The organism is uncultured Paraglaciecola sp., assembly GCF_943787955.1.
Classification (GTDB): Bacteria; Pseudomonadota; Gammaproteobacteria; order Enterobacterales; family Alteromonadaceae; genus Paraglaciecola.
Genome location: NZ_CALSOK010000009.1, coordinates 62,470 through 82,110, shown reverse-complemented (window position 1 = coordinate 82,110; position 19,641 = coordinate 62,470). Strand labels below are relative to the sequence as shown.

Below are 19,641 nucleotides of genomic sequence, written 5' to 3'. Positions count from 1 at the left end.
AGCGTATTGATTTAGATGGCAAAGATGTAGCTGCTATTGAAGATGAACACGTTGAACACGCAAAAAAAGCAACTTGATGAAGCAAAGCAAAAGTGGCAGAAAAGCGTAAAGAGCTTAAAGCCGCTGGTGCCGATGTAAAACCTAGTTACAAAAAGAAAGAAGTGCCTAAGTTTAAAACTACGACTAAAGTAGTTAACAAAGAACAAGCTAAAGTTAAGCAGCCTCCCGCTGAAAGATTAGAGCGAGAGCATATTGTCCCAGGAACCGCTGTGACAGTGAAGATTGGCAAGAGCCCGATGCCTGCAACTATTACTGATGTCAGTAAAGATGGTATTCAAGTGCAACTCGATACAGGAATGGTGGTCAAAGTTCAATTAGAAAACTTGAGATTGGCTCGTTCAAAGAGGTAATAGATGATTAAATCAATTCGTATATCTGTGGCATCATCTTTATTGGTATTGAGCTCTAGCTCTATAGCAATAGAGAGCAGTTTGGGAGTGAAAGACTTACCTAAATTGGCTCAAGAGTCGCAACACGTAGCGTCAGCAAAAAGAGTGTCGTCGCAATTTCTTCGCTCCCACTATAAACAGATTGATTTAGATGATGAATTATCGATTAAAATATTTGATCGATTTCTTCGCTCCTTAGATTTTAATCGTAATATATTCAGTGCTGAAGACATTAAAAGTTTCTCTGCTTACAGGGTCAATTTTGATGACGCGATTGAGCGGGGTAACTTAAGTATTGCCTATAAAATTTATCAACTTAATATGCAGCGTCGCACCGAGAGATACGAATATGCACTCAGCTTGTTAAAAAAAGAATATAACTTTGAACTGGCTAATGACAAATTGTTTATGATCGTGAAGAGGCTAACTGGGCCAAAAATAGTCAAGAATTAGATGAATTATGGCGTCAAAGAGTCAAATATGACGCGCTTAATTTAAAGTTAGCAGGAAAAGATTGGTCAAAAACACAAGAATTATTAACTAAACGCTACGAACGTGCGATTAAACGTTTAACACAAACTTCTAGCGAAGATGTTTTTCAAACTGTTATGAATTCTTTTGCGCGAAGTATTGAAGCGCATACTAGTTATTTATCTCCACGCAACGCAGAACGTTTCAAATGGAAATGAATTTATCTTTTGAAGGTATTGGTGCAGTTTTGCTCAGCGAAGATGACTATACAGTTATTCGCAGTGTTGTGCCTGGCGGTCCTGCCGATTTATCTAACAACATTAAACCTGAAGATAAAATTGTAGGTGTTGCTCAAGGGCAAGATGAGTTTGTTGATGTTATCGGATGGCGTTTAGATGAAGTAGTAGAGCTTATTAAAGGACCTAAAGGTAGCGTCGTAAAACTTCAGGTAGTAAAAGGGTCGTCTGAGTCAACAGTACCAGTAGTCGTAAGCCTCACCCGAGACAAAATAAAGTTGGAAGACCGAGCTGCAAAATCTGAAGTTTACACTCCTAAAGATGGTCCAAACAAGGATCAAAAATTGGGGTAATTTCAATACCATCTTTTTATAACAACTTACACAAAGATGTTATAAAGGAAATTGACAGTCTGAATGAACAAGGCGTTCGAGGCATTATTGTTGATTTAAGAGGCAATGGTGGTGGTTCTCTAACTGAATCAACACTACTTTCTGGCTTATTTATTGACAAGGGTCCTGTGGTTCAAATTCGTGATGGCGCTGGGCGTATTCGTCTTGAAAAGGATGTAGATGGTAAGATCTTTTATGATGGTCCATTAACAGTATTAGTCGACCGTTACAGTGCTTCAGCTTCAGAAATTTTTGCCGCCGCCATGCAAGACTACAATCGTGCTTTAATATTAGGCGAACAGACCTTTGGAAAGGGTACAGTGCAGCAACACCGTCCATTAGGCAGAATTTATGATTTATACGAAAACCCTTTAGGCAGTGTTCAGTTCACAATAGCCAAGTTTTATCGGATAAACGGTGGCAGTACTCAGCATAAAGGTGTTGTTCCAGATATTTTGTTTCCATCTGTAATAGACCATGCTGATTGGGGCGAAAGCCAAGAAGAAAATGCACTACCTTGGGACAGTATTGCTAGGGCCAATTACACCACATTTGGTGAAAACAAAAATACGGTCAAAGGTTTAACAGATTTATACAATCAAAGAGCTAAAAAAGAATTCAACTACATTATCGAGGATATAGAGCGTTACAAAATCAGAAAAGAAGATAAAACCATTTCTTTGGTTGAAACAGAACGCCTAAAAGAGAAAAAAGAAATTGAACAACGTAATATTTTACGCACTAATGAACGCCTTGTCCGTCTTGGTTTCGAAAAAGTTGAAAATTTAGAGGACTTGCCAGAAATACTTGAATCTGTTGACCCGTTTCTAGAAGAAGCAGCGAACATTACATATGATGTATTAACTATGGGCAAGTACGCCATTAATAAATAAAATAATAACGGGCTGCTTCATGCAGCCTGTTTCTTTATAAAAATAATAATAATAAGGGCACAACATGGCTGTACGCGGAGAGTTTTCATCTCGATTGGGATTTGTGCTAGCTGCTGCTGGCTCAGCGGTAGGATTAGGCAATATTTGGGGGTTTCCAACCCAAGTTGCCAGTAACGGCGGCGCTGCATTTGTGTTGGTTTATATTGTTTTAGCCTTTCTTTTAGCTTACCCAGTACTGATGGCGGAATTAATAATAGGTCGCGCCACTCGATCAAACATGGTGGATGCATTAGGCAAGATATCAGGAAGTAATATTGGACGTGCAACAGGCGTGTGGGGTTTTGTAACTGTGTCTTTAATTCTGTCATTTTATGCATTGGTTGCGGGATGGATGTTATCCCATTTTCTGCAAACTATCAGCGATATGCTTGGTCAAGATGGAATTTCAACTTGGTTAGTATCATCTTCATATACAAGAGATATTCTTTTTTCTGGTGTTTTTCTTTGTTTAACTGCCAGTATTGTTACTGGAGGAGTGAAACAAGGCATTGAGTTATGGTCAGTTCGATTAATGCCAGCTCTGTTTATCATTATTGTTTTGTTAATTATATATGTATCTACATTAGCTGGCGCGGCTGAGGGTTGGAAAGCTTATTTACTTCCCAACTTTAGTCTGATCATGGAACCAGATTTGCTGATAAGTGCAATGGGACAAGCTTTCTTCTCTATGTCCTTAGGTGTCGGAACCATGTTGGTATATGGTTCTTACGTCAGTAAAAAAGAAAATTTACCTACTCTTGGAGCTTCTGTCGCATTAGTTGATATCGGCGTCGCTATTTTGGCAGGGATGCTGATTATTCCTGCTATGTATGTAGCACTCCATAACGGTGTTAAAATATTTTCTGATAGCGGTGCATTAATCGAAGGCCCCAACCTAATTTTTGCAGTTTTGCCATCTTTATTTGAAACGATGGGTACAGTTGGCATATATGTAGCATTTGTGTTTTTTGCCTTAATGATAATAGCTGCTTTGACGTCCTCAATATCAATGCTTGAAGTCCCTGTAGCTTATGTAGTTGAAAGTAAAGGTATAGGCAGAAAAAGGGCAGTGTGGTTTTTAACGCTTGTAGTATTTATTATGAGTTCAACCATTGCATTTAATATGGATAGTCTGTTTGGATTGGTCATAGATTTAACCACTAAGTATAGTCAGCCTTTACTTGGGCTGGTCTTATGTGTATTTGCTGGATGGGTATGGAAACGTGACCAAATATTAGCCGAACTAAAACATGGTAGTGAACAGGTAGAGCGCAGTATGTTTTGGAAAATTTGGCCGTGGTATGTTCGCTTTGTATGTCCAGTAGTTATAGCTGTTATGTTTTACCGTTCGATAGTGGGTTAGTCTTACAACAAAGATTAAACCCAATTTAAACCTTGTAGGATTGTAAAACATTATGACAATTGAAAAACCAAAAGTAGAAGCATCTTTATCTGATGCACTAATTCCAATTGTAATATTGATTGTATTACTGGGGGGGTCGGTATATTTATTTGAAGATAATTCCTCTTTTGGCCCAAACCAAATTGCCTTATTAGTAGCTATGGGTATAGCAGCCATTATTGGTTTGAAAAATGGTTATAGCTGGGATGATATTGAGCAGGGTATTATTAAAGGGATTTCTCGTTCGTTAGGTGCCATTCTTATCCTGTTGGCAGTAGGCTCACTTATTGGTACTTGGATGTTAGCGGGAACAGTGCCAACCCTGATATATTATGGTTTAGACTTATTAAACCCTTCGATGTTTTACGCAGCTACCTGTCTTATTTGTGCCATAGTTGCCATGAGCATTGGTAGCTCATGGACCACAGCAGCGACTGTCGGTGTAGCCCTCATGGGGGTATCTATAGGTATGGGCATGTCTGAAGCGGTTACAGCAGGTGCCATTATATCTGGAGCCTATTTTGGGGATAAAATATCACCACTTTCTGAGACAACTAATTTAGCACCTGCTATAGCAGGCACTAACTTATTTGAACATATTCAATACATGATGTGGACTACTGTACCCAGTATTATTATCACCCTCATTATATTTGTAGTGATTGGTTTAGGTGCTGATTTACCTGACTCTGCTAGTAGTATCGAAGAAATGCAAACCTTGTTGCAGCAAGAGTTTAATTTGGGTTTACATATGTTGATACCCTTGTTGGTTTTGTTAACTCTGGCAATTAAAAAAGTACCTGCATTTCCAGCCGTTGCTATAGGCGCATTGTTAGGTGGTATATGGGCTGCGGTGTTCCAACCTGAAGTTATTGCAAGTCTATCAGGTGAAGGAGATAGCGCTCTTCGAGGTTCAATTGTAGTGGTATGGACAGCATTGTTTGATGGTGTTTCTTTCGCAACTCCTAGTGATACGTTAAATAACCTTTTAAGTCGTGGAGGTATGTCCAGTATGCTGAATACTATCTGGCTAATTATGTGTGCCATGACTTTTGGCGCTGTATTAGAAAGAATTGGGCTACTTAAAAGAGTGGTAAGTGCATTTTTAAAAGGCGCCACCACCGCAGGTGATATGATCACAAGAACTATTTTGACGTGTATTGGCACTAATATTATTACCGCCGACCAGTATATGGCGATTGTGATGCCAGGTAGAATGTATAAAAATGAGTTTGAAAAACGTGGCTTACATCAGCTCAACTTATCCCGAAGTTTAGAAGATGGTGGAACATTAACATCGCCACTTATTCCATGGAACACTTGTGGCGTATATATGCACGGTGTTTTGGCAGTAAACCCTTTAGATTATATTTTCTTTACGTTTTTTAATTTAATTAACCCAGTGTTAGCTATTATTTATGCTTACTTAGGTATTAAAATTTTACGCATACCTATTCCTGATGTTGTACAAGCTTCAATCACCGCAAAAACATAATTTGCTGACTGGTAAGTAAGTTTTGTTAGTCCCCATTAAATTTCATCCATTTTGAGGATATGATGTCCACTATTATACCCGCTGTAAAAAAACGCTGTGACTACCGTCAACCTGACTTTTTAATCAATCACGTACAGCTAGAATTTACCTTGATTGATAAAAGTACAAAAGTGATCTGTGTTTCTAAGGTAACCAGAAACGGAATTCATACTAGACCCCTTATATTGGACGGCGAAGGCATTCAGTTATCGTCTGTGCACATAGATGGTAGTAATGTTTCTAATTATCATCAAACAGACACATCACTTACAATTGACACCAATATTGATGAATTTGAATTACGTATTGAAAATATTATTAACCCCAAAGATAACTCAAGCTTAGAAGGTTTATATTTGCAAGCAGGAGCGTATTGCACGCAATGTGAGGCCGAAGGCTTTAGAAAGATCACATATTTTCTGGATAGACCTGATGTACTAGCAACATATGAAGTCAAAATAATTGCGGATAAGAAACGTTTTCCTTTTTTACTTTCTAATGGCAATAAGGTCGATTCTGGTGACTTAACCGATGGCAAACATTGGATAAAGTGGTCAGATCCCTTTAAAAAACCTTGTTATTTATTTGCTTTAGTAGCTGGAGATTTTGACCTCTTGGAGGACAGCTTCATTACCCAGTCAGGTAGAACCATAGCCTTAGAATTATTTGTAGATAAAGGCATGCTTGGTAGAGGTCAACACGCCCTAGATTCACTAAAAAAAGCCATGAAGTGGGACGAAACTGAATTTGGACTTGAGTATGACCTTGAAATTTACATGATTGTGGCCGTCGACTTTTTTAACATGGGGGCTATGGAGAACAAGGGGCTTAATGTATTTAATAGTAAATTTGTCTTAGCCGATGCACAAACTGCTACTGATGAAGACTATTTTAATATAGAAGCAGTTATTGCCCATGAGTACTTCCATAATTGGACTGGTAATCGAGTGACCTGCCGTGATTGGTTTCAATTAAGTTTAAAGGAAGGTTTAACCGTGTTTCGTGATCAGCAATTTAGTGCTGACATGTCTTCGCCTATTGTTAATCGAATCCAAAACGTAAGAATCATTCGAGAACGACAATTTGCTGAAGATGCAAGCGCTATGTCACACCCCATCAGGCCTGATGAAGTAATTGAAATGAATAATTTTTATACTGTTACTGTGTATGATAAAGGCTCTGAAGTGATCAGAATGTTATTTACTGTGTTAGGTAAAACAGGATTTTTAGCGGGTATCAAACTGTACTTTAAACGTTTTGATGGCCAAGCAGTTACATGTGATGACTTTGTGCAAGCCATGCAAGATGCTAATGATAAAGATTTATCACAATTTAGGCGTTGGTATAGTCAATCAGGTACACCTCAAGTTGATGTCTCAGACTCTTATGATGCAAGTACAAAAACGTATCGAATTCAATTTCAACAGACACATTCTGCTACGTTCGAGCAAAAAGAAAAACAGAACTTAGTCATTCCTATTCAATTTAGTCTGCTTAACGATAAACTTGTTCCTCTGATGTTGGGTGATTCTGGTAAAGAGCAAATCACTTTAGAATTAGTTGACACCCAACAAAGCCTCGAATTTACAAACGTCGATTCAATGCCAATTCCTTCATTGCTCCATGGTTTTAGTGCACCTGTTAAGCTGAATTATCCATACAGCCAGCAGCAGTTAAGTAACGTTATGCTAGGCTCACCTGATGAATTTGCTCGTTGGGATGCTGGCCAAAAATTATTTAGTGATTGTATTCATAATTTAGCAAATAAAACTGAACAGCAACAGTTGGCCTCAATTACTCAAACAGTCTTAATGTTTGAACCTATATTCGAGGCAAAGGACATTTCGTTGGCTTTAAAAACTGAGATGTTGACCTTGCCGAGTTTTGAGACTTTGTTTCAACAAATGGACTCAGTCGATATTGAGGTATTAAGTCAATCACGAAAACAATTATTAAAAGCATTAGCTAAAACATTTCAAGTTAATTGGTTGAGCCATTATTCAGCGTTTGAAAAGCAACCTTATAAATACCAATCAAAGCAAGTTGAACAAAGAAAAATGCGTAATCTTGCGCTTAAGTATTTAACCCTGTCGGAACAGCCTGATGTTGAACAACTTTTAATACATCAATTTGATAACGCAGATAATATGACTGATTCTTTGGGCGTCTTAGGCGCCGCTCAATTTGGAGATCTGATTTTGTTTGAAAAACTGATGTTAGCGTTTGAAAAAAAATGGCATGCTGACCCCTTAGTTTTGGATAAGTGGTTTGCTGTACATGCTAATACCGATCGGTCAGATATACTTGCGCGCATCAGCATATTGATGGGGCACAGCCAATTCACCATTAATAACCCTAATAGAGTGAGAGCATTAATTGGTACCTTTAGTTTTTTCAATGTGACTGGATTCCACAATGTTGATGGCTCTGGTTATAAATTTGTTGCTGATTACCTGATAAAGTTAAATGAAGTTAACCCTCAAATTGCTGCCCGTATTATTACGCCTTTAATTCAATGGCAAAAAGTAGATAAAACCAGACAACAACTTATGCAACATCAACTAATGCGTATTGGTGATACAAAGGGGTTGAGTAAGGACTTATTTGAAAAAATCACAAAAAGTTTGCCCTAATGGTCATTGAATTTATATTAAGAACAGAACAATGCAGACGTTTTATTTTACCTTATCGCTTAAGTATGAATTATGTGAGCAGCTCTATGTTCCCGGAGTCAATAGCGTTGTTGTAAAAACTGACAATGGCAAAAGGGTCCAGTTACCGGTCAGTAATTTACGACCCCATGTGAGCCCAATTGGTATAAATGGTAGGTTTAGATTGATGATTGACGAGAATAATAAAATTAAAAGTTTTGAAAAGATTTCTTAAGAAGCGATCAAATATTGTAATTTAAATTTGCATAAGTATTTAATTGATTCCTACTCTGAAGGCCCTAATGGGCCTTTTTATGCTTTCAATTTGCATAGCTATTAAAAATGTTAAAATTAAGTAAATATAAGTCTATTATTGCATGTTAATTTTAGCGAGAATATGAATTGAGTTTCTAAAAATTGTATATATCTCAGTCTTTTGTCTAATCTAGTATGGCTAACCACAAATACCTTAGCATGCTCGTTAACTACAAATTTCCTGCTACTAATAACTTATAAATAAATAGGTAAACACATGACGGTTGCAGATAGCCAACATTCAGTTCTACTTGAAAATGTCTATAAATTGATTAATAAAAAAGTTGCTCCTGAGCGGGTTGAACAGGTTACAAGTTTCTCCAAAATACTCTTTAAAAACATCGCATATGAAGATTTAGATAACCGAGTTGAGGATAACCTTTACGGTGCAACATTGAGTCTTTGGAATCAGTTTGTTGATTATAAAGGCGATGCTCCTTTTATTCGCGCTTTTAATCCAGCTATTAGTAAACACGGGTGGCAATCAATTCATACTATCGTAGAAATTATAGTTACTGATATGCCTTTTTTAGTAGATTCAGTGCGAATGGCTCTGAATAAAATGGGCATAACAGCACACTTGTTGTTGCATTGTCCTATTGGACTTCAGCGTGATAAACAACACACAATAGTTTCCTTTGAAAGTAACACCAGTAAAAATAAAGAGGTTATTAAGCAAACTGTTTTCATGATTGAAGTAGACAGACAAACATCAAAACTTGCTTTAGAGCAACTTACAGTTGAGCTGATGTCAGTGGTTAACGATGTGTCCATGGCTGTACAAGATTGGCAACCAATGCGAACTCGGTTAAGAGAAATTATTGAGGAATTTAAATACAGTCAGTGTCCAATATCTGCAATACAGACAAAACAAACAGAAAATTTTTTAGTATGGCTAAACGATCACAATTTCACATTGATGGGATACCGTTCCTATAGTGCTAAGGGGATAAAAGGTGATTATCGTTGGGTTGCTGATAATGACTCTAGTCTAGGCCTGATGAAAAATTCAAAGACTAATCGTGACAGGGTCTTGTCGAATATTCCGCCTTCAGCCAGAGAGGAAGCTTTAAGTCACAATCCTTTAATGCTGACAAAAACCAATTCACGGTCTAGGGTTCATCGTCCTGCCTATTTGGATTACGTTGGCATTAAACGTTTTGACATTGATGGTAAGGTAATCGGGGAATATAGGTTTATCGGCCTTTATTCGGCTTCATTTTATAATAGTAGTGCTACACAGTTACCTGTGCTTGAAGAAAAAATCAACGCAATATCCAAATTGTCTGGTTTTGAACCTGGCTCACATGGGCATAAAGCCTTTTTGAATATTATTGAAACTTATCCACGAGACGAATTACTACAAGGCAGCATAAAAGAACTCGCAAAAATTGTATTAGGTATTTTTCAGATGCAAGAGCGAGGGATATCTAGGCTGTTCGCACGTAAAGATGTATTTGGTCGTTTTATTTCTTGCATGGTGTTTGTACCTAGAGAACGTTATAACACTCAATTACGAAAAGATACTCAGGCACTACTCAAACAATCTTTCGCCAGCGAAGAAGACGTTGAATTTACCACTTATTTTTCAGAATCGGTATATGCTAGAACGCATTACATTGTCAGAGTGAAAAACAATAACGCGGAATATAATGTGAAGGATATTGAGAAAAACATCATCGAATTAAATAAAAGCTGGGATGACAGGTTAGCTATCACTATTCGTTCTAATCATGGTGAGGCTAAAGGAAAAAAACTTGAACAGAGATATGTAAATGCTTTTCCAAGCAGTTACAAGGAGTACAATCTGCCCAGTGCTGCATTAGTTGATATCGAGAAATTAGAATTGCTTAATACTGAGCATACTCTAGATATGTTGTTTTACCGACCTCAAGAAGAAGGACCAGAAAGTAAAGCTGTAAAATTAAAACTGTTTCACAAAAATGAGCCTATCCATTTGTCAGCTGTATTACCTATGCTTGAAAACTTCGGTTTACGAGTAATAGATGAAAGTCCCTTTAAAATAAGTCCCAATGAAGAGGAGGTTAATTGGATCATGGACTTCTCCATGTTACATAACACCATCAATGACATGGATATGGGGCAGGCTCAGATGTTATTCCAAACAGCATTTTCAGAAGTTTGGTATAACGCCTTAGAAGATGATCCGTTTAATCGTTTAGTATTAGGTGCGGGATTAACCGGTAGAAATGTAACTGTTTTACGTTCTTACGCAAAATATATGCGTCAAATCGGCAGTTCTTTTAGCCGTGATTACATAGCAAATACCTTAGCAAACTATCCAAAAATCGCTAATTTACTGGTTCAATTGTTCCAACAAAAGTTTGATCCTAAAACAAAACGTAGTAGCAAGGCTGAAGAAACAACGCTTAACACTATTAAAGAACAATTAGAAAACGTATCTAATTTAGATGATGACAGGATTATCTGTCGTTATCTGGATTTGATTTTGGCTACTATGCGCAGCAACTTTTATCAAAAAGATGAACTGGGTAATCAAAAGTCTTATGTTTCATACAAAATGTTGCCTGAACTCATTCCAGAGATGCCATTACCTAGACCTAAATTTGAGATTTTTGTTTACTCACCTCGTATTGAAGGTGTGCATCTTAGAGGCGGGAAAGTAGCGCGAGGTGGATTACGTTGGTCAGACAGACAAGAAGATTTCAGGACAGAAATATTAGGCTTAGTTAAAGCACAACAAGTTAAAAATACTGTGATTGTGCCAGTAGGGGCTAAAGGCGGGTTTGTTTGTAAAAACTTACCTATGGGTCAGGGGCGTGAGGCTTTCCAAAAAGAAGGGCAAGAGTGTTATAAAATATTCATCCGAAGTTTACTGGACATCACTGACAACATAGTCGAAGGCAAAGTTGTACATCCTAAAGATGTTGTCCGACTAGATGACGAAGATGCCTATCTAGTTGTTGCCGCAGATAAGGGTACAGCAACGTTTTCTGATATTGCAAATGGAATTTCAGACGAGTTTAATTTTTGGTTAGGTGATGCGTTTGCATCAGGTGGCAGCATTGGTTACGACCATAAAAAAATGGGGATTACCGCAAAAGGTGCATGGGAGTCTGTTAAGCGTCATTTTAGAGAAATGGGTAAAGATTGTCAGACCACCGATTTTACGTGTGTTGCAATAGGTGACATGGCGGGTGATGTATTTGGTAACGGTATGTTGTTATCTACTCACACTAAATTAATTTGTGCTTTTAACCACTTACACATCTTTTTTGACCCTAGTCCAAACACTGAGACCACATATAAAGAAAGGAAACGGTTATTTGATAATCCATCGTTGAGTTGGGACGATTATGACAGAAAGCTTATTTCTAAAGGTGGTGATATCTTCAGTCGTTCAGCTAAATCAATTAAACTATCCTCAGAAATAAAGAAGTGGCTGGGCACTAAACAACACAGCATGACACCCAATGAGCTTATTCATAACGTATTACAGATGCCAGTTGATCTTCTTTGGAATGGTGGAATTGGTACCTATGTTAAAAGCACTTCCGAGAACCACGCCCAAGTAGGTGATCGGGCTAATGACGACGTGCGAATTAATGGGAAACAGGTACAAGCTAAAATAATTGGTGAAGGTGGAAATTTAGGAGCTACACAGCTTGGACGGATAGAATTTGCAACAAATGGCGGTATGGTAAATACAGATTTTATTGATAATGTGGGAGGAGTAGATTGTTCAGATAATGAGGTTAATATTAAAATTCTACTTAACTCTTTAGTTAATGCTGGTGATTTAACCATTAAACAACGAAACAACCTGTTGCATGAAATGACTGATGAAGTTGGCGAATTAGTTATCCAAGATTGTTATCGTCAGACACAGTCAATATCAATATCCGCATTAGGTGGCGTCGGACAACTTAGAGAGCAGTTACGTTTTATTCATGGTTTGGAGCGAGAAGGGTACCTAAATAGGGGACTCGAGTTTATTCCTACAGATGATGAGATTTCTGAGAGACTAGCGAAGTCCTCAGGTTTAACACGTCCAGAGTTATCAGTATTGATTGCTTATGGTAAAATGGTCATGAAGGAAAAGTTTAATGTGACATCTATTACTGACAATCCTTACCACGGAAATTTATTGATTAAAGCCTTTCCTAAAAAGCTGCAACAAAATTTTTCTGCGCAGATGCAACAGCACCCTCTTAGAAGCGAAATCATAGCCACAAAATTAACCAATAATATCATTAATCATATGGGTATGAATTATATCTTTAGAATACAAGAGGAAACGGGTGCTGGTGTTGATGAGATAGCAAATGCTTATTCTGTAGTGAAAGGCATTTTTGGAATGCAAAGTTTATGGGACGAGGTTGAAGATTTAGATAATAAAGTATCTTCAGATATTCAATTAAACATGCTCGACAGTATGCGAAGAACATTGCGACGCGCATCTCGTTGGTATCTCCTTCATGGTAGTAAAACTCTTAGCATTCAGGACTCGATTGATAGTTATAGTTCTACTTTTAATGATTTATTTATGAATATTCAGACTTATTTAGTAGAAAGTGAATATCAACAACTTGAAAACGCGTGTCTTGAGCTGACAAATGCTGGCGTACCTGATTCAATCGCTTATAAAGTCTCATCTCTTAGCAATATGTTCCCTTGTATGGACTTATCTCAAGTTGCAGAAACTGATAAACGTGATATTAAGCTGGTATCTAATTTGTACTTTAAGTTAGGTTCAAAACTGGAGTTACATTGGTTCTTGGAACAAATAAATAGTCAGACTGTGAGTAATCATTGGCAAGCATTGGCACGAGCCTCTTATCGCGAAGAGCTTGATTGGCAACAAAGGTCAATTACATCAGTATTATTAGCTTCCGATCCAAAGAATAAAGATGCAGAATCAATTCTTAATAATTGGATGCAGAATAACCAAGTGTTACTCGATCGCTGGTATCATATGATGTCTGAATTTAAAACCAGTAGTACTCATGAGTTTGCCAAGTTTTCAGTGGCCCTAAGGGAGTTAATGCTTCTGAGCATAAACGCCACTCACTAATTATAGGGCTTATTGTTTATGCCCTTTATAGTTAACAACGCCCTGTTTTTCGTTTACACGTGCCAGGGCTTTTTTATGATTAAAGAGAAATTATGTATTCCATTATCCAAAAATTAATGTTTACTCAAGATGCTGAGTGGAGCCATGACTTCACAATTAATTGGCTGAAACGGACTCAGAACAACCTGTTAAATTGTGTTTATAAACAAAATTTACCTGACAAACCAGTGGAAGCATTTGGTCTTACCGTTTAAAAACCCAGTGGGATCTAGCCGCAGGTCTAGATAAGAACGGCGAGTGCATTGATGCATTTGCGGCAATGGGGTTTGGCTTTCATAGAGATTGGAACCGTCACACCTAAAGCACAAGCGGGCAATGACAAACCCAGAATGTTTACCGATTGCCAAAAGGTGCAGGCCATTATTAACCGAATGGGATTTAATAATAAGGGGGTAGATAACCTAATTGAAAATGTGAAACGAGCAAAATACACAGGCATCTTGGGTATCAACATTGGTAAAAATAAAGACACACCGGAAGAGCAGGCGCATTAGAATGACTACTCTAATCTGTCTACGAAAAGTGTACAACCATGCGAGTTATGTCACCGTCAACATCTCATCACCGAACACCCCAGGGCTTACGAAATTTACAGCACGGCCAAGCCTTAAATGAACTTTTATCTGGTCTTAAGAAAGAGCAGAAATTATTACAAGCACAGTACGATAAATATGTACCGATCTTAGTTAAGATCGCGCCTGATCTTTCAGACCAAGAGATTGTCGACATGTCACATTCTTTGATCAACGCTAAGATCGATGGCGTAATTGCAACCAACACAACTCTAGATAGAACCGATGTACTAGGTCAACAATATGCAGAAGAAATGGGAGGTCTCAGTGGTGCTGTGTTAGCCGCTAAGAGCCAGGCTGTGACTGAAAAGTTGGTCAAAGCGATTGCAGGTAGAATAACGGTTATAGGGGTAGGGGGTATTCACTCCGCAGAGTCAGCTAACACTCGGATCAATGCCGGATCTAACTTGATCCAGCTGTATACATCATTGATCTACCGGGGACCAAAAGTGATCAAGGAGATCGTGAACTCTATATAATGATCCTTTATGGATCTGGTTCTTTTAGACTAATTAAAAAGTTAATAAATCGCCCAAAGGCCAAAAACATATGTTATTTTTTAATTGTTATTAACTACAGAGATTATTCAGTTTTATGCTGCATCCCATGTCAGATTGGTATTGGTTTTCTGAAAATAGTCAACTTATGTTGTCTATGGGAGAACAGTGGCAGTGTACAACTGCATATGGACAACAACAGATTATAGATTTACCAAAGTCTCAACAGTTGTTTAGTTTATCTGATACGGAGTGTTATCTACTATTAGCCGATAATTTAGTGGCAAGTGGTGGGCAATTTTCTGATGCGCAACTCACACATATATTAATTAATGCTACGGCAGCGACAATGTTTCACAAACCTGTGTCACCCAAAAGTTGGTTATTAGATGAGATTGAGTCTTTTGGTTTTCATCACAGGTTAGCCAGAGTCGTTAATAAATTTAATTCTGGTACGGTATTAGTTTTGACCGATGAACACAATTTATCCACCTGTATGTTGATCTCTTCAAAGCTACAACTTAATGAAAAAAAATTTTTAAAACAGTTTGATTTGATTAAGCTGGCAAAAAACCGTCTTGAACCATTATTTGCTGAAACCAGCTCCCAGTTAACTGCATAATTATTTCTAAGTTACTTATTATTTTTAGATAACGATTACTATATAAACAACAAATATCACGCGTCTTTTAAATGTCGATTAAACATGCGCTTAGTCGTCATTTACCGTATAATCTCGCCCGTTTAAAATTATGAGTCTATGTATGTCGTCCGAAACTAATTTCGAATTTTTAATTACTACGTCTAAGGGCTTAGACGGATTGCTATTAGAAGAAATAGCAGAGATATGCCCAGACGTGGTACTAAGATCTAAACCCGGACAAGTATTGTTTAGCGGCGAACTCGCTGACGCATATAAAGTCTGTATCTGGTCGCGCTTGGCTAACCGAGTCTTAGTCAAGCTTGCCGAGGGTGAGGTTAATACTGCAGATGATGTGTACAAAGTCACTGACCAAGCAAATTGGCCAACTCATTTTGGTGTAGACGATACATTTATGGTGGACTTTACGGGTACTAATCAAAGCATCAATAATACCCAATTCGGTGGGTTAAGAGTTAAGGATGCCATAGTTGATCAATTTTCGACTTTTTTCGATGTCCGTCCTTCTGTCAGTAAAGTATCTCCCAACATTAGAATCCAAGCCCGTATGTGGCGTAGTATCTTGGGTGTATATATTGATTTAACCGGTCAAAGCCTACATCAAAGACACTATCGTTCTAAAACAGGTATCGCGCCGGTGAAAGAACATTTAGCCTGTGCCATGCTAATTAGAAGCGGATGGCCTAAAAATATACTATCACCATTGTTGGACCCCATGTGTGGCTCTGGCACTATTGCGATAGAAGCCGCGATGATGGCAACAAATGTAGCACCTGGCTTGAAACGCGAGTCTTGGGGATTTGATGCGTGGAAACAACATGATAAAGTTAGCTGGGATAATTTAATACAAGATGCTGAACAGGCCAGACAGACTCATAACGGTGTTATTTGGGCAAATGATATTGAAAGTTCGATAATTTCGGTTGCCAGAGAAAACGCTGAATCAGCGGGTGTTGCAGACCTAATCAAATTTACTCAACAAGACGCTTGTATTTTACCATCAGCAGATTTGCCTAGCGGTTACATTGTCAGTAATCCTCCTTACGGTGAAAGGTTGAGCGAAACCACCAATCTTATTCCAATTTTCCAGAAATGGGGGAGTTGGTTAAAACAAGAATTTAAGACTTGGCATCTTTCGTTATTAACATCTGACCGTGACTTGTTGCGACAGATGAAATTAGCAGCCAAAAAAGATTACAAACTAATGAACGGTAAATTGGAATGTTTATTAGTTAATTATGAATTGGATGAAAAAAACTGCCAGGTACGAGAGAATAAAACAGTTAATAATGACTTTTCTAACCGCTTAGCTAAAAATTTGGTAAAAACCAATAAATGGTTAAAAAATCAAAACACCAATTGTTATCGTATTTATGACGCTGATTTGCCTGAATATAATGTTGCAGTGGATAGATATGCAGACTACTTAGTTGTGCAGGAATATTCAGCTCCTAAAGATGTGCCTGAACATAAGGCTAAAAGACGTGTACAAGAAGTAATGATGGCTTTGCCTCAGGTAACAGGAATTAAGTCCAACAATATTATTCTTAAAGTCAGAGAGCAGCAAAAAGGTACAAACCAATACCAGAAAGTGTCCCAACGTAAAGAAACAATCGAAGTGTTTGAAAACGGAGCAAAGTTTCAGGTCAATTTATATGACTACTTAGATACAGGGTTGTTTTTAGACCATCGAGTGACACGTCAATTATTTCAGCAGAAATCTAAGTCTAAAGACGTACTGAATTTATTTGCCTACACTGGCAGTTTTTCTGTTCATGCCGCTCTAGGTGGTGCAAAATCTGTAACTACAGTCGATATGTCTAATACTTATATTGATTGGGCAAAAGAGAATTTTAAAATTAATAAGTTAACTGGGGCTTATGAGTTTATCCAAGCCGACTGCTTGACTTGGCTGAACCGTCACAATGGTAAATACGATTTAATGTTTATTGATCCTCCGTCTTTTTCCAATTCAAAACGAATGGAAGGGACATGGGATGTACAAAGAGACCATATTGCATTGATTACAGATGCGTTAACTTGCCTTAATACTGGAGGTGAAATTTTGTTTTCGAACAACTTACGACAGTTTAAGTTAGACGAGGTTGCACTGAAAGAGTTAGGACTGAGCATTGAAGATATTTCGAAGAAAACATTGCCTGAAGATTTTCAGCGCAATCCGAAAATTCATCATTGTTGGTCTCTAGTTAAACAATAGAGCGTGGTAAACTGTATGTGTTTAATTTTATATACAGGTCAAGGTTGTAGCCTTTGCATACAAGCCGAGACTTTACTTGAAGAAGTAGACAAAATTGCGGCTTCCACGCTTAAAAAAGTGGATGTACGTGATAGTCCAGATTTGTACCATTTATATGGTGCCCGAATTCCGGTTTTATACCGCGAAGACATAAATAGTGAATTGCCTTGGCCATTCGATTTTTTTCAATTAGGTGAGTTTTTACGTTGAGTTTATTGCAGTTAAAAAATGCCAGTATCATCCTTGGTCATCCCCCTTTATTAAATGGTATTGAACTAGTTATTCATCCTGGTGAAAGATTATGTTTAGTTGGCCGCAATGGTTGCGGTAAGTCTACTCTGCTTAAAGTGATTGAAGCAGATATCAAATTAGACGACGGTCAACGTTTGGTCAACAAAGAAGTGAAAATTTCACGTTTGCCACAAGATCCTCCTGCAAGTGTTCAATGCAGTTTGTTTGATTATGTGGCAGAAGGGTTGGCAGAGGTAGGGGAGTATCTTAAAGGATATTTTCACCAAGCGGATCTAATAGCGGAGGATCCTTCTGATGCCAATATGGCAAAATTAGAGTTCTTTCAACAACAACTTGATCACCATAATGGCTGGCAATTAGAACAGCGCATTCAGCAAGTATTAACTAAGCTTCAGCTTGATCCAAATCAACAATTGAGTAATTTATCTGGTGGTTGGAGAAGAAAAGCTGCGTTAGCAAAGGCCATGGCAAGTGAGCCAGATATTCTTTTATTAGATGAGCCTACCAACCACCTTGATATTGAAATGATCAAGTGGCTTGAAGATGCCGTCATCGGTTATGCTGGAGCCGTGGTATTTGTAAGCCATGATAGGGCATTTATTCGAAAAGTCGCCAGTCGAATAATCGATTTAGACCGCGGGAATTTGGTGAGTTATCCTGGTAATTATCAGGCCTACCTTGATCAAAAAGCCCATGATTTAGAAGTCGAAGAAACCCAAAATGCGCTGTTTGATAAAAAACTAAGTATTGAAGAGACGTGGATTAGACAGGGCGTTAAAGCCCGTCGTACTAGGAACGAAGGTCGCGTACGAGCCTTAAAAGCTCTAAGAACAGAACGTTCTCAAAGGGCCAATAAGCTAGGTACGGCGAAGGTGAGTGTTAGCGAGTCTAAGAGTTCAGGAAAAATTGTTTTTGAAACTGAAAATTTGCATTACATCATTGCCGATAAGCTGATTGTAGAATCACTGTCCACCACCATTCAAAGAGGCGAGAAATTAGCCTTAGTAGGTCCGAATGGCTGTGGTAAAAGTACTTTAATTAAACTGTTATTAGGCCAATTATCTCCAACCTCTGGTGTGGTAAAATCAGGTTCGAAGCTTGAAGTGGCATATTTTGATCAGCATCGAGACCAATTAGATGGTGAACTCAAAGTTATTGACGCTATTGCTGATGGTAGACGTGAAGTAACTATTAATGGCAAAACAAAACATGTCATGAGTTATTTACAAGACTACTTGTTCACGCCAGAAAGAGTTAATTCTCCTGTCAAGTCGTTATCGGGAGGTGAAAAAAATCGGTTGTTGTTAGCGAAATTGATGTTAAGACCGAGCAATATGCTTATTTTAGATGAGCCGACAAATGACTTAGACGTAGAAACATTAGAGCTGCTGGAAGATACTATATGTAATTACCCTGGTACGGTTATTTTGGTTAGCCATGATAGGGAATTTGTTGATAATGTAGTGACATCAAGTTACTTCTTCGAAGGCAATGGCAAAGTAAGAGAGTTTGTAGGTGGTTGTACCGATATCAGTGATTGGTACTCTCAACAGTCAACACATAAATTAACACCAGTTGCAACTAAATCACAAACTCAGAGTCCTAAAAACAGTTTGCCTGAAGTAAAAGTTAAAAAGTTATCATATAAGTTGCAACTTGAATTAGAATCATTACCTTTGAAAATTGAATCGCTTGAAACTCAAGTAGAAAGTTTGCAAAAGTTAGTAAACGCCCCAGATTTTTTTACACAAGAAGCGTCAAAATTAGACCCTGTACTATTAGATTTAGCTGACTCAGAAAAAATGCTAAAACAAACGTATGAAAGGTGGGACGAGATTGAAGGTATGTCCTAATAGTAATAACTAAAAATAGACATTACAAATTAACACATTAGCAGTAAGTAG

General features: G+C 37.9%; 11 protein-coding genes and 2 pseudogenes. All 13 read left to right on the top strand.

The annotated features are described in order from the left end of the window. The first annotated feature begins 92 nt into the window (after nucleotides 1-92). The 13 genes and pseudogenes from Q0Y52_RS07695 (at nucleotide 93) to Q0Y52_RS07640 (ending at nucleotide 19,590) form a co-directional block, all read left to right on the top strand. A complete protein-coding gene (locus Q0Y52_RS07695; RefSeq protein WP_297820244.1) occupies nucleotides 93-410 on the top strand; it encodes a hypothetical protein in 318 nt (105 codons plus the stop codon). 3 nt (nucleotides 411-413) lie between these two features. Beyond that, nucleotides 414-2,441 (top strand): annotated as a pseudogene (gene prc / locus Q0Y52_RS07690) (carboxy terminal-processing peptidase). A gap of 64 nt (nucleotides 2,442-2,505) precedes the next feature. Further along, nucleotides 2,506-3,843 carry a sodium-dependent transporter gene (locus Q0Y52_RS07685; protein ID WP_297820242.1) on the top strand — a complete coding sequence of 446 codons (1,338 nt, stop codon included), beginning with the start codon at nucleotides 2,506-2,508 and terminating at the stop codon, nucleotides 3,841-3,843. A gap of 52 nt (nucleotides 3,844-3,895) precedes the next feature. Further along, complete coding sequence (nhaC, locus tag Q0Y52_RS07680) at nucleotides 3,896-5,377, top strand: Na+/H+ antiporter NhaC (protein ID WP_297820238.1); 1,482 nt, start codon at nucleotides 3,896-3,898, stop codon at nucleotides 5,375-5,377. A gap of 62 nt (nucleotides 5,378-5,439) precedes the next feature. Continuing rightward, nucleotides 5,440-8,049, top strand: a complete 2,610-nt coding sequence (gene pepN, locus Q0Y52_RS07675; protein WP_297820247.1) for an aminopeptidase N — start codon at nucleotides 5,440-5,442, stop codon at nucleotides 8,047-8,049. A gap of 31 nt (nucleotides 8,050-8,080) precedes the next feature. Next, a complete protein-coding gene (locus Q0Y52_RS07670) occupies nucleotides 8,081-8,302 on the top strand; it encodes a DUF2835 family protein (RefSeq protein WP_297820235.1) in 222 nt (73 codons plus the stop codon). Between the two features lie 297 nt (nucleotides 8,303-8,599). Further along, nucleotides 8,600-13,438 carry an NAD-glutamate dehydrogenase gene (locus tag Q0Y52_RS07665; protein ID WP_297820232.1) on the top strand — a complete coding sequence of 1,613 codons (4,839 nt, stop codon included), beginning with the start codon at nucleotides 8,600-8,602 and terminating at the stop codon, nucleotides 13,436-13,438. A 305-nt stretch (nucleotides 13,439-13,743) separates the two neighbouring features. Then, the gene (locus Q0Y52_RS19440) at nucleotides 13,744-13,992 is read left to right on the top strand and encodes a hypothetical protein (protein WP_366939261.1); all 249 of its coding nucleotides are present in this window, start codon (nucleotides 13,744-13,746) and stop codon (nucleotides 13,990-13,992) included. A 1-nt stretch (nucleotide 13,993) separates the two neighbouring features. Further along, nucleotides 13,994-14,549, top strand: a pseudogene (gene pyrD / locus Q0Y52_RS19435) (dihydroorotate dehydrogenase (quinone)). Nucleotides 14,550-14,676: 127 nt separating this feature from the next. Then, a complete protein-coding gene (locus tag Q0Y52_RS07655; protein WP_297820229.1) occupies nucleotides 14,677-15,189 on the top strand; it encodes a cell division protein ZapC domain-containing protein in 513 nt (170 codons plus the stop codon). 142 nt (nucleotides 15,190-15,331) lie between these two features. Continuing rightward, nucleotides 15,332-17,446: a bifunctional 23S rRNA (guanine(2069)-N(7))-methyltransferase RlmK/23S rRNA (guanine(2445)-N(2))-methyltransferase RlmL gene (gene rlmKL / locus Q0Y52_RS07650; protein WP_297820226.1), complete on the top strand. Its 2,115-nt coding sequence runs from the start codon at nucleotides 15,332-15,334 to the stop codon at nucleotides 17,444-17,446. 15 nt (nucleotides 17,447-17,461) lie between these two features. After that, nucleotides 17,462-17,695: a glutaredoxin family protein gene (locus tag Q0Y52_RS07645; protein WP_297820223.1), complete on the top strand. Its 234-nt coding sequence runs from the start codon at nucleotides 17,462-17,464 to the stop codon at nucleotides 17,693-17,695. Continuing rightward, nucleotides 17,692-19,590 (top strand): ABC transporter ATP-binding protein, encoded by a 1,899-nt coding sequence (locus Q0Y52_RS07640; protein ID WP_297820220.1) that lies wholly within the window; start codon nucleotides 17,692-17,694, stop codon nucleotides 19,588-19,590. The genes Q0Y52_RS07645 and Q0Y52_RS07640 overlap by 4 nt, the downstream gene beginning before the upstream one ends. The last annotated feature ends 51 nt before the right edge of the window (nucleotides 19,591-19,641 follow it).

Excerpts from the sequence above, each read along its gene's own strand:
- Q0Y52_RS07685 (WP_297820242.1), top strand. The coding sequence starts at position 2,506 with ATGGCTGTACGCGGAGAGTTTTCATCTCGATTGGGATTTGTGCTAGCT.
- nhaC (WP_297820238.1), top strand. The coding sequence starts at position 3,896 with ATGACAATTGAAAAACCAAAAGTAGAAGCATCTTTATCTGATGCACTA.
- pepN (WP_297820247.1), top strand. The coding sequence starts at position 5,440 with ATGTCCACTATTATACCCGCTGTAAAAAAACGCTGTGACTACCGTCAA.
- Q0Y52_RS07670 (WP_297820235.1), top strand. The coding sequence starts at position 8,081 with ATGCAGACGTTTTATTTTACCTTATCGCTTAAGTATGAATTATGTGAG.
- Q0Y52_RS07665 (WP_297820232.1), top strand. The coding sequence starts at position 8,600 with ATGACGGTTGCAGATAGCCAACATTCAGTTCTACTTGAAAATGTCTAT.
- Q0Y52_RS19440 (WP_366939261.1), top strand. The coding sequence starts at position 13,744 with ATGCATTTGCGGCAATGGGGTTTGGCTTTCATAGAGATTGGAACCGTC.
- Q0Y52_RS07655 (WP_297820229.1), top strand. The coding sequence starts at position 14,677 with ATGTCAGATTGGTATTGGTTTTCTGAAAATAGTCAACTTATGTTGTCT.
- rlmKL (WP_297820226.1), top strand. The coding sequence starts at position 15,332 with ATGTCGTCCGAAACTAATTTCGAATTTTTAATTACTACGTCTAAGGGC.
- Q0Y52_RS07645 (WP_297820223.1), top strand. The coding sequence starts at position 17,462 with ATGTGTTTAATTTTATATACAGGTCAAGGTTGTAGCCTTTGCATACAA.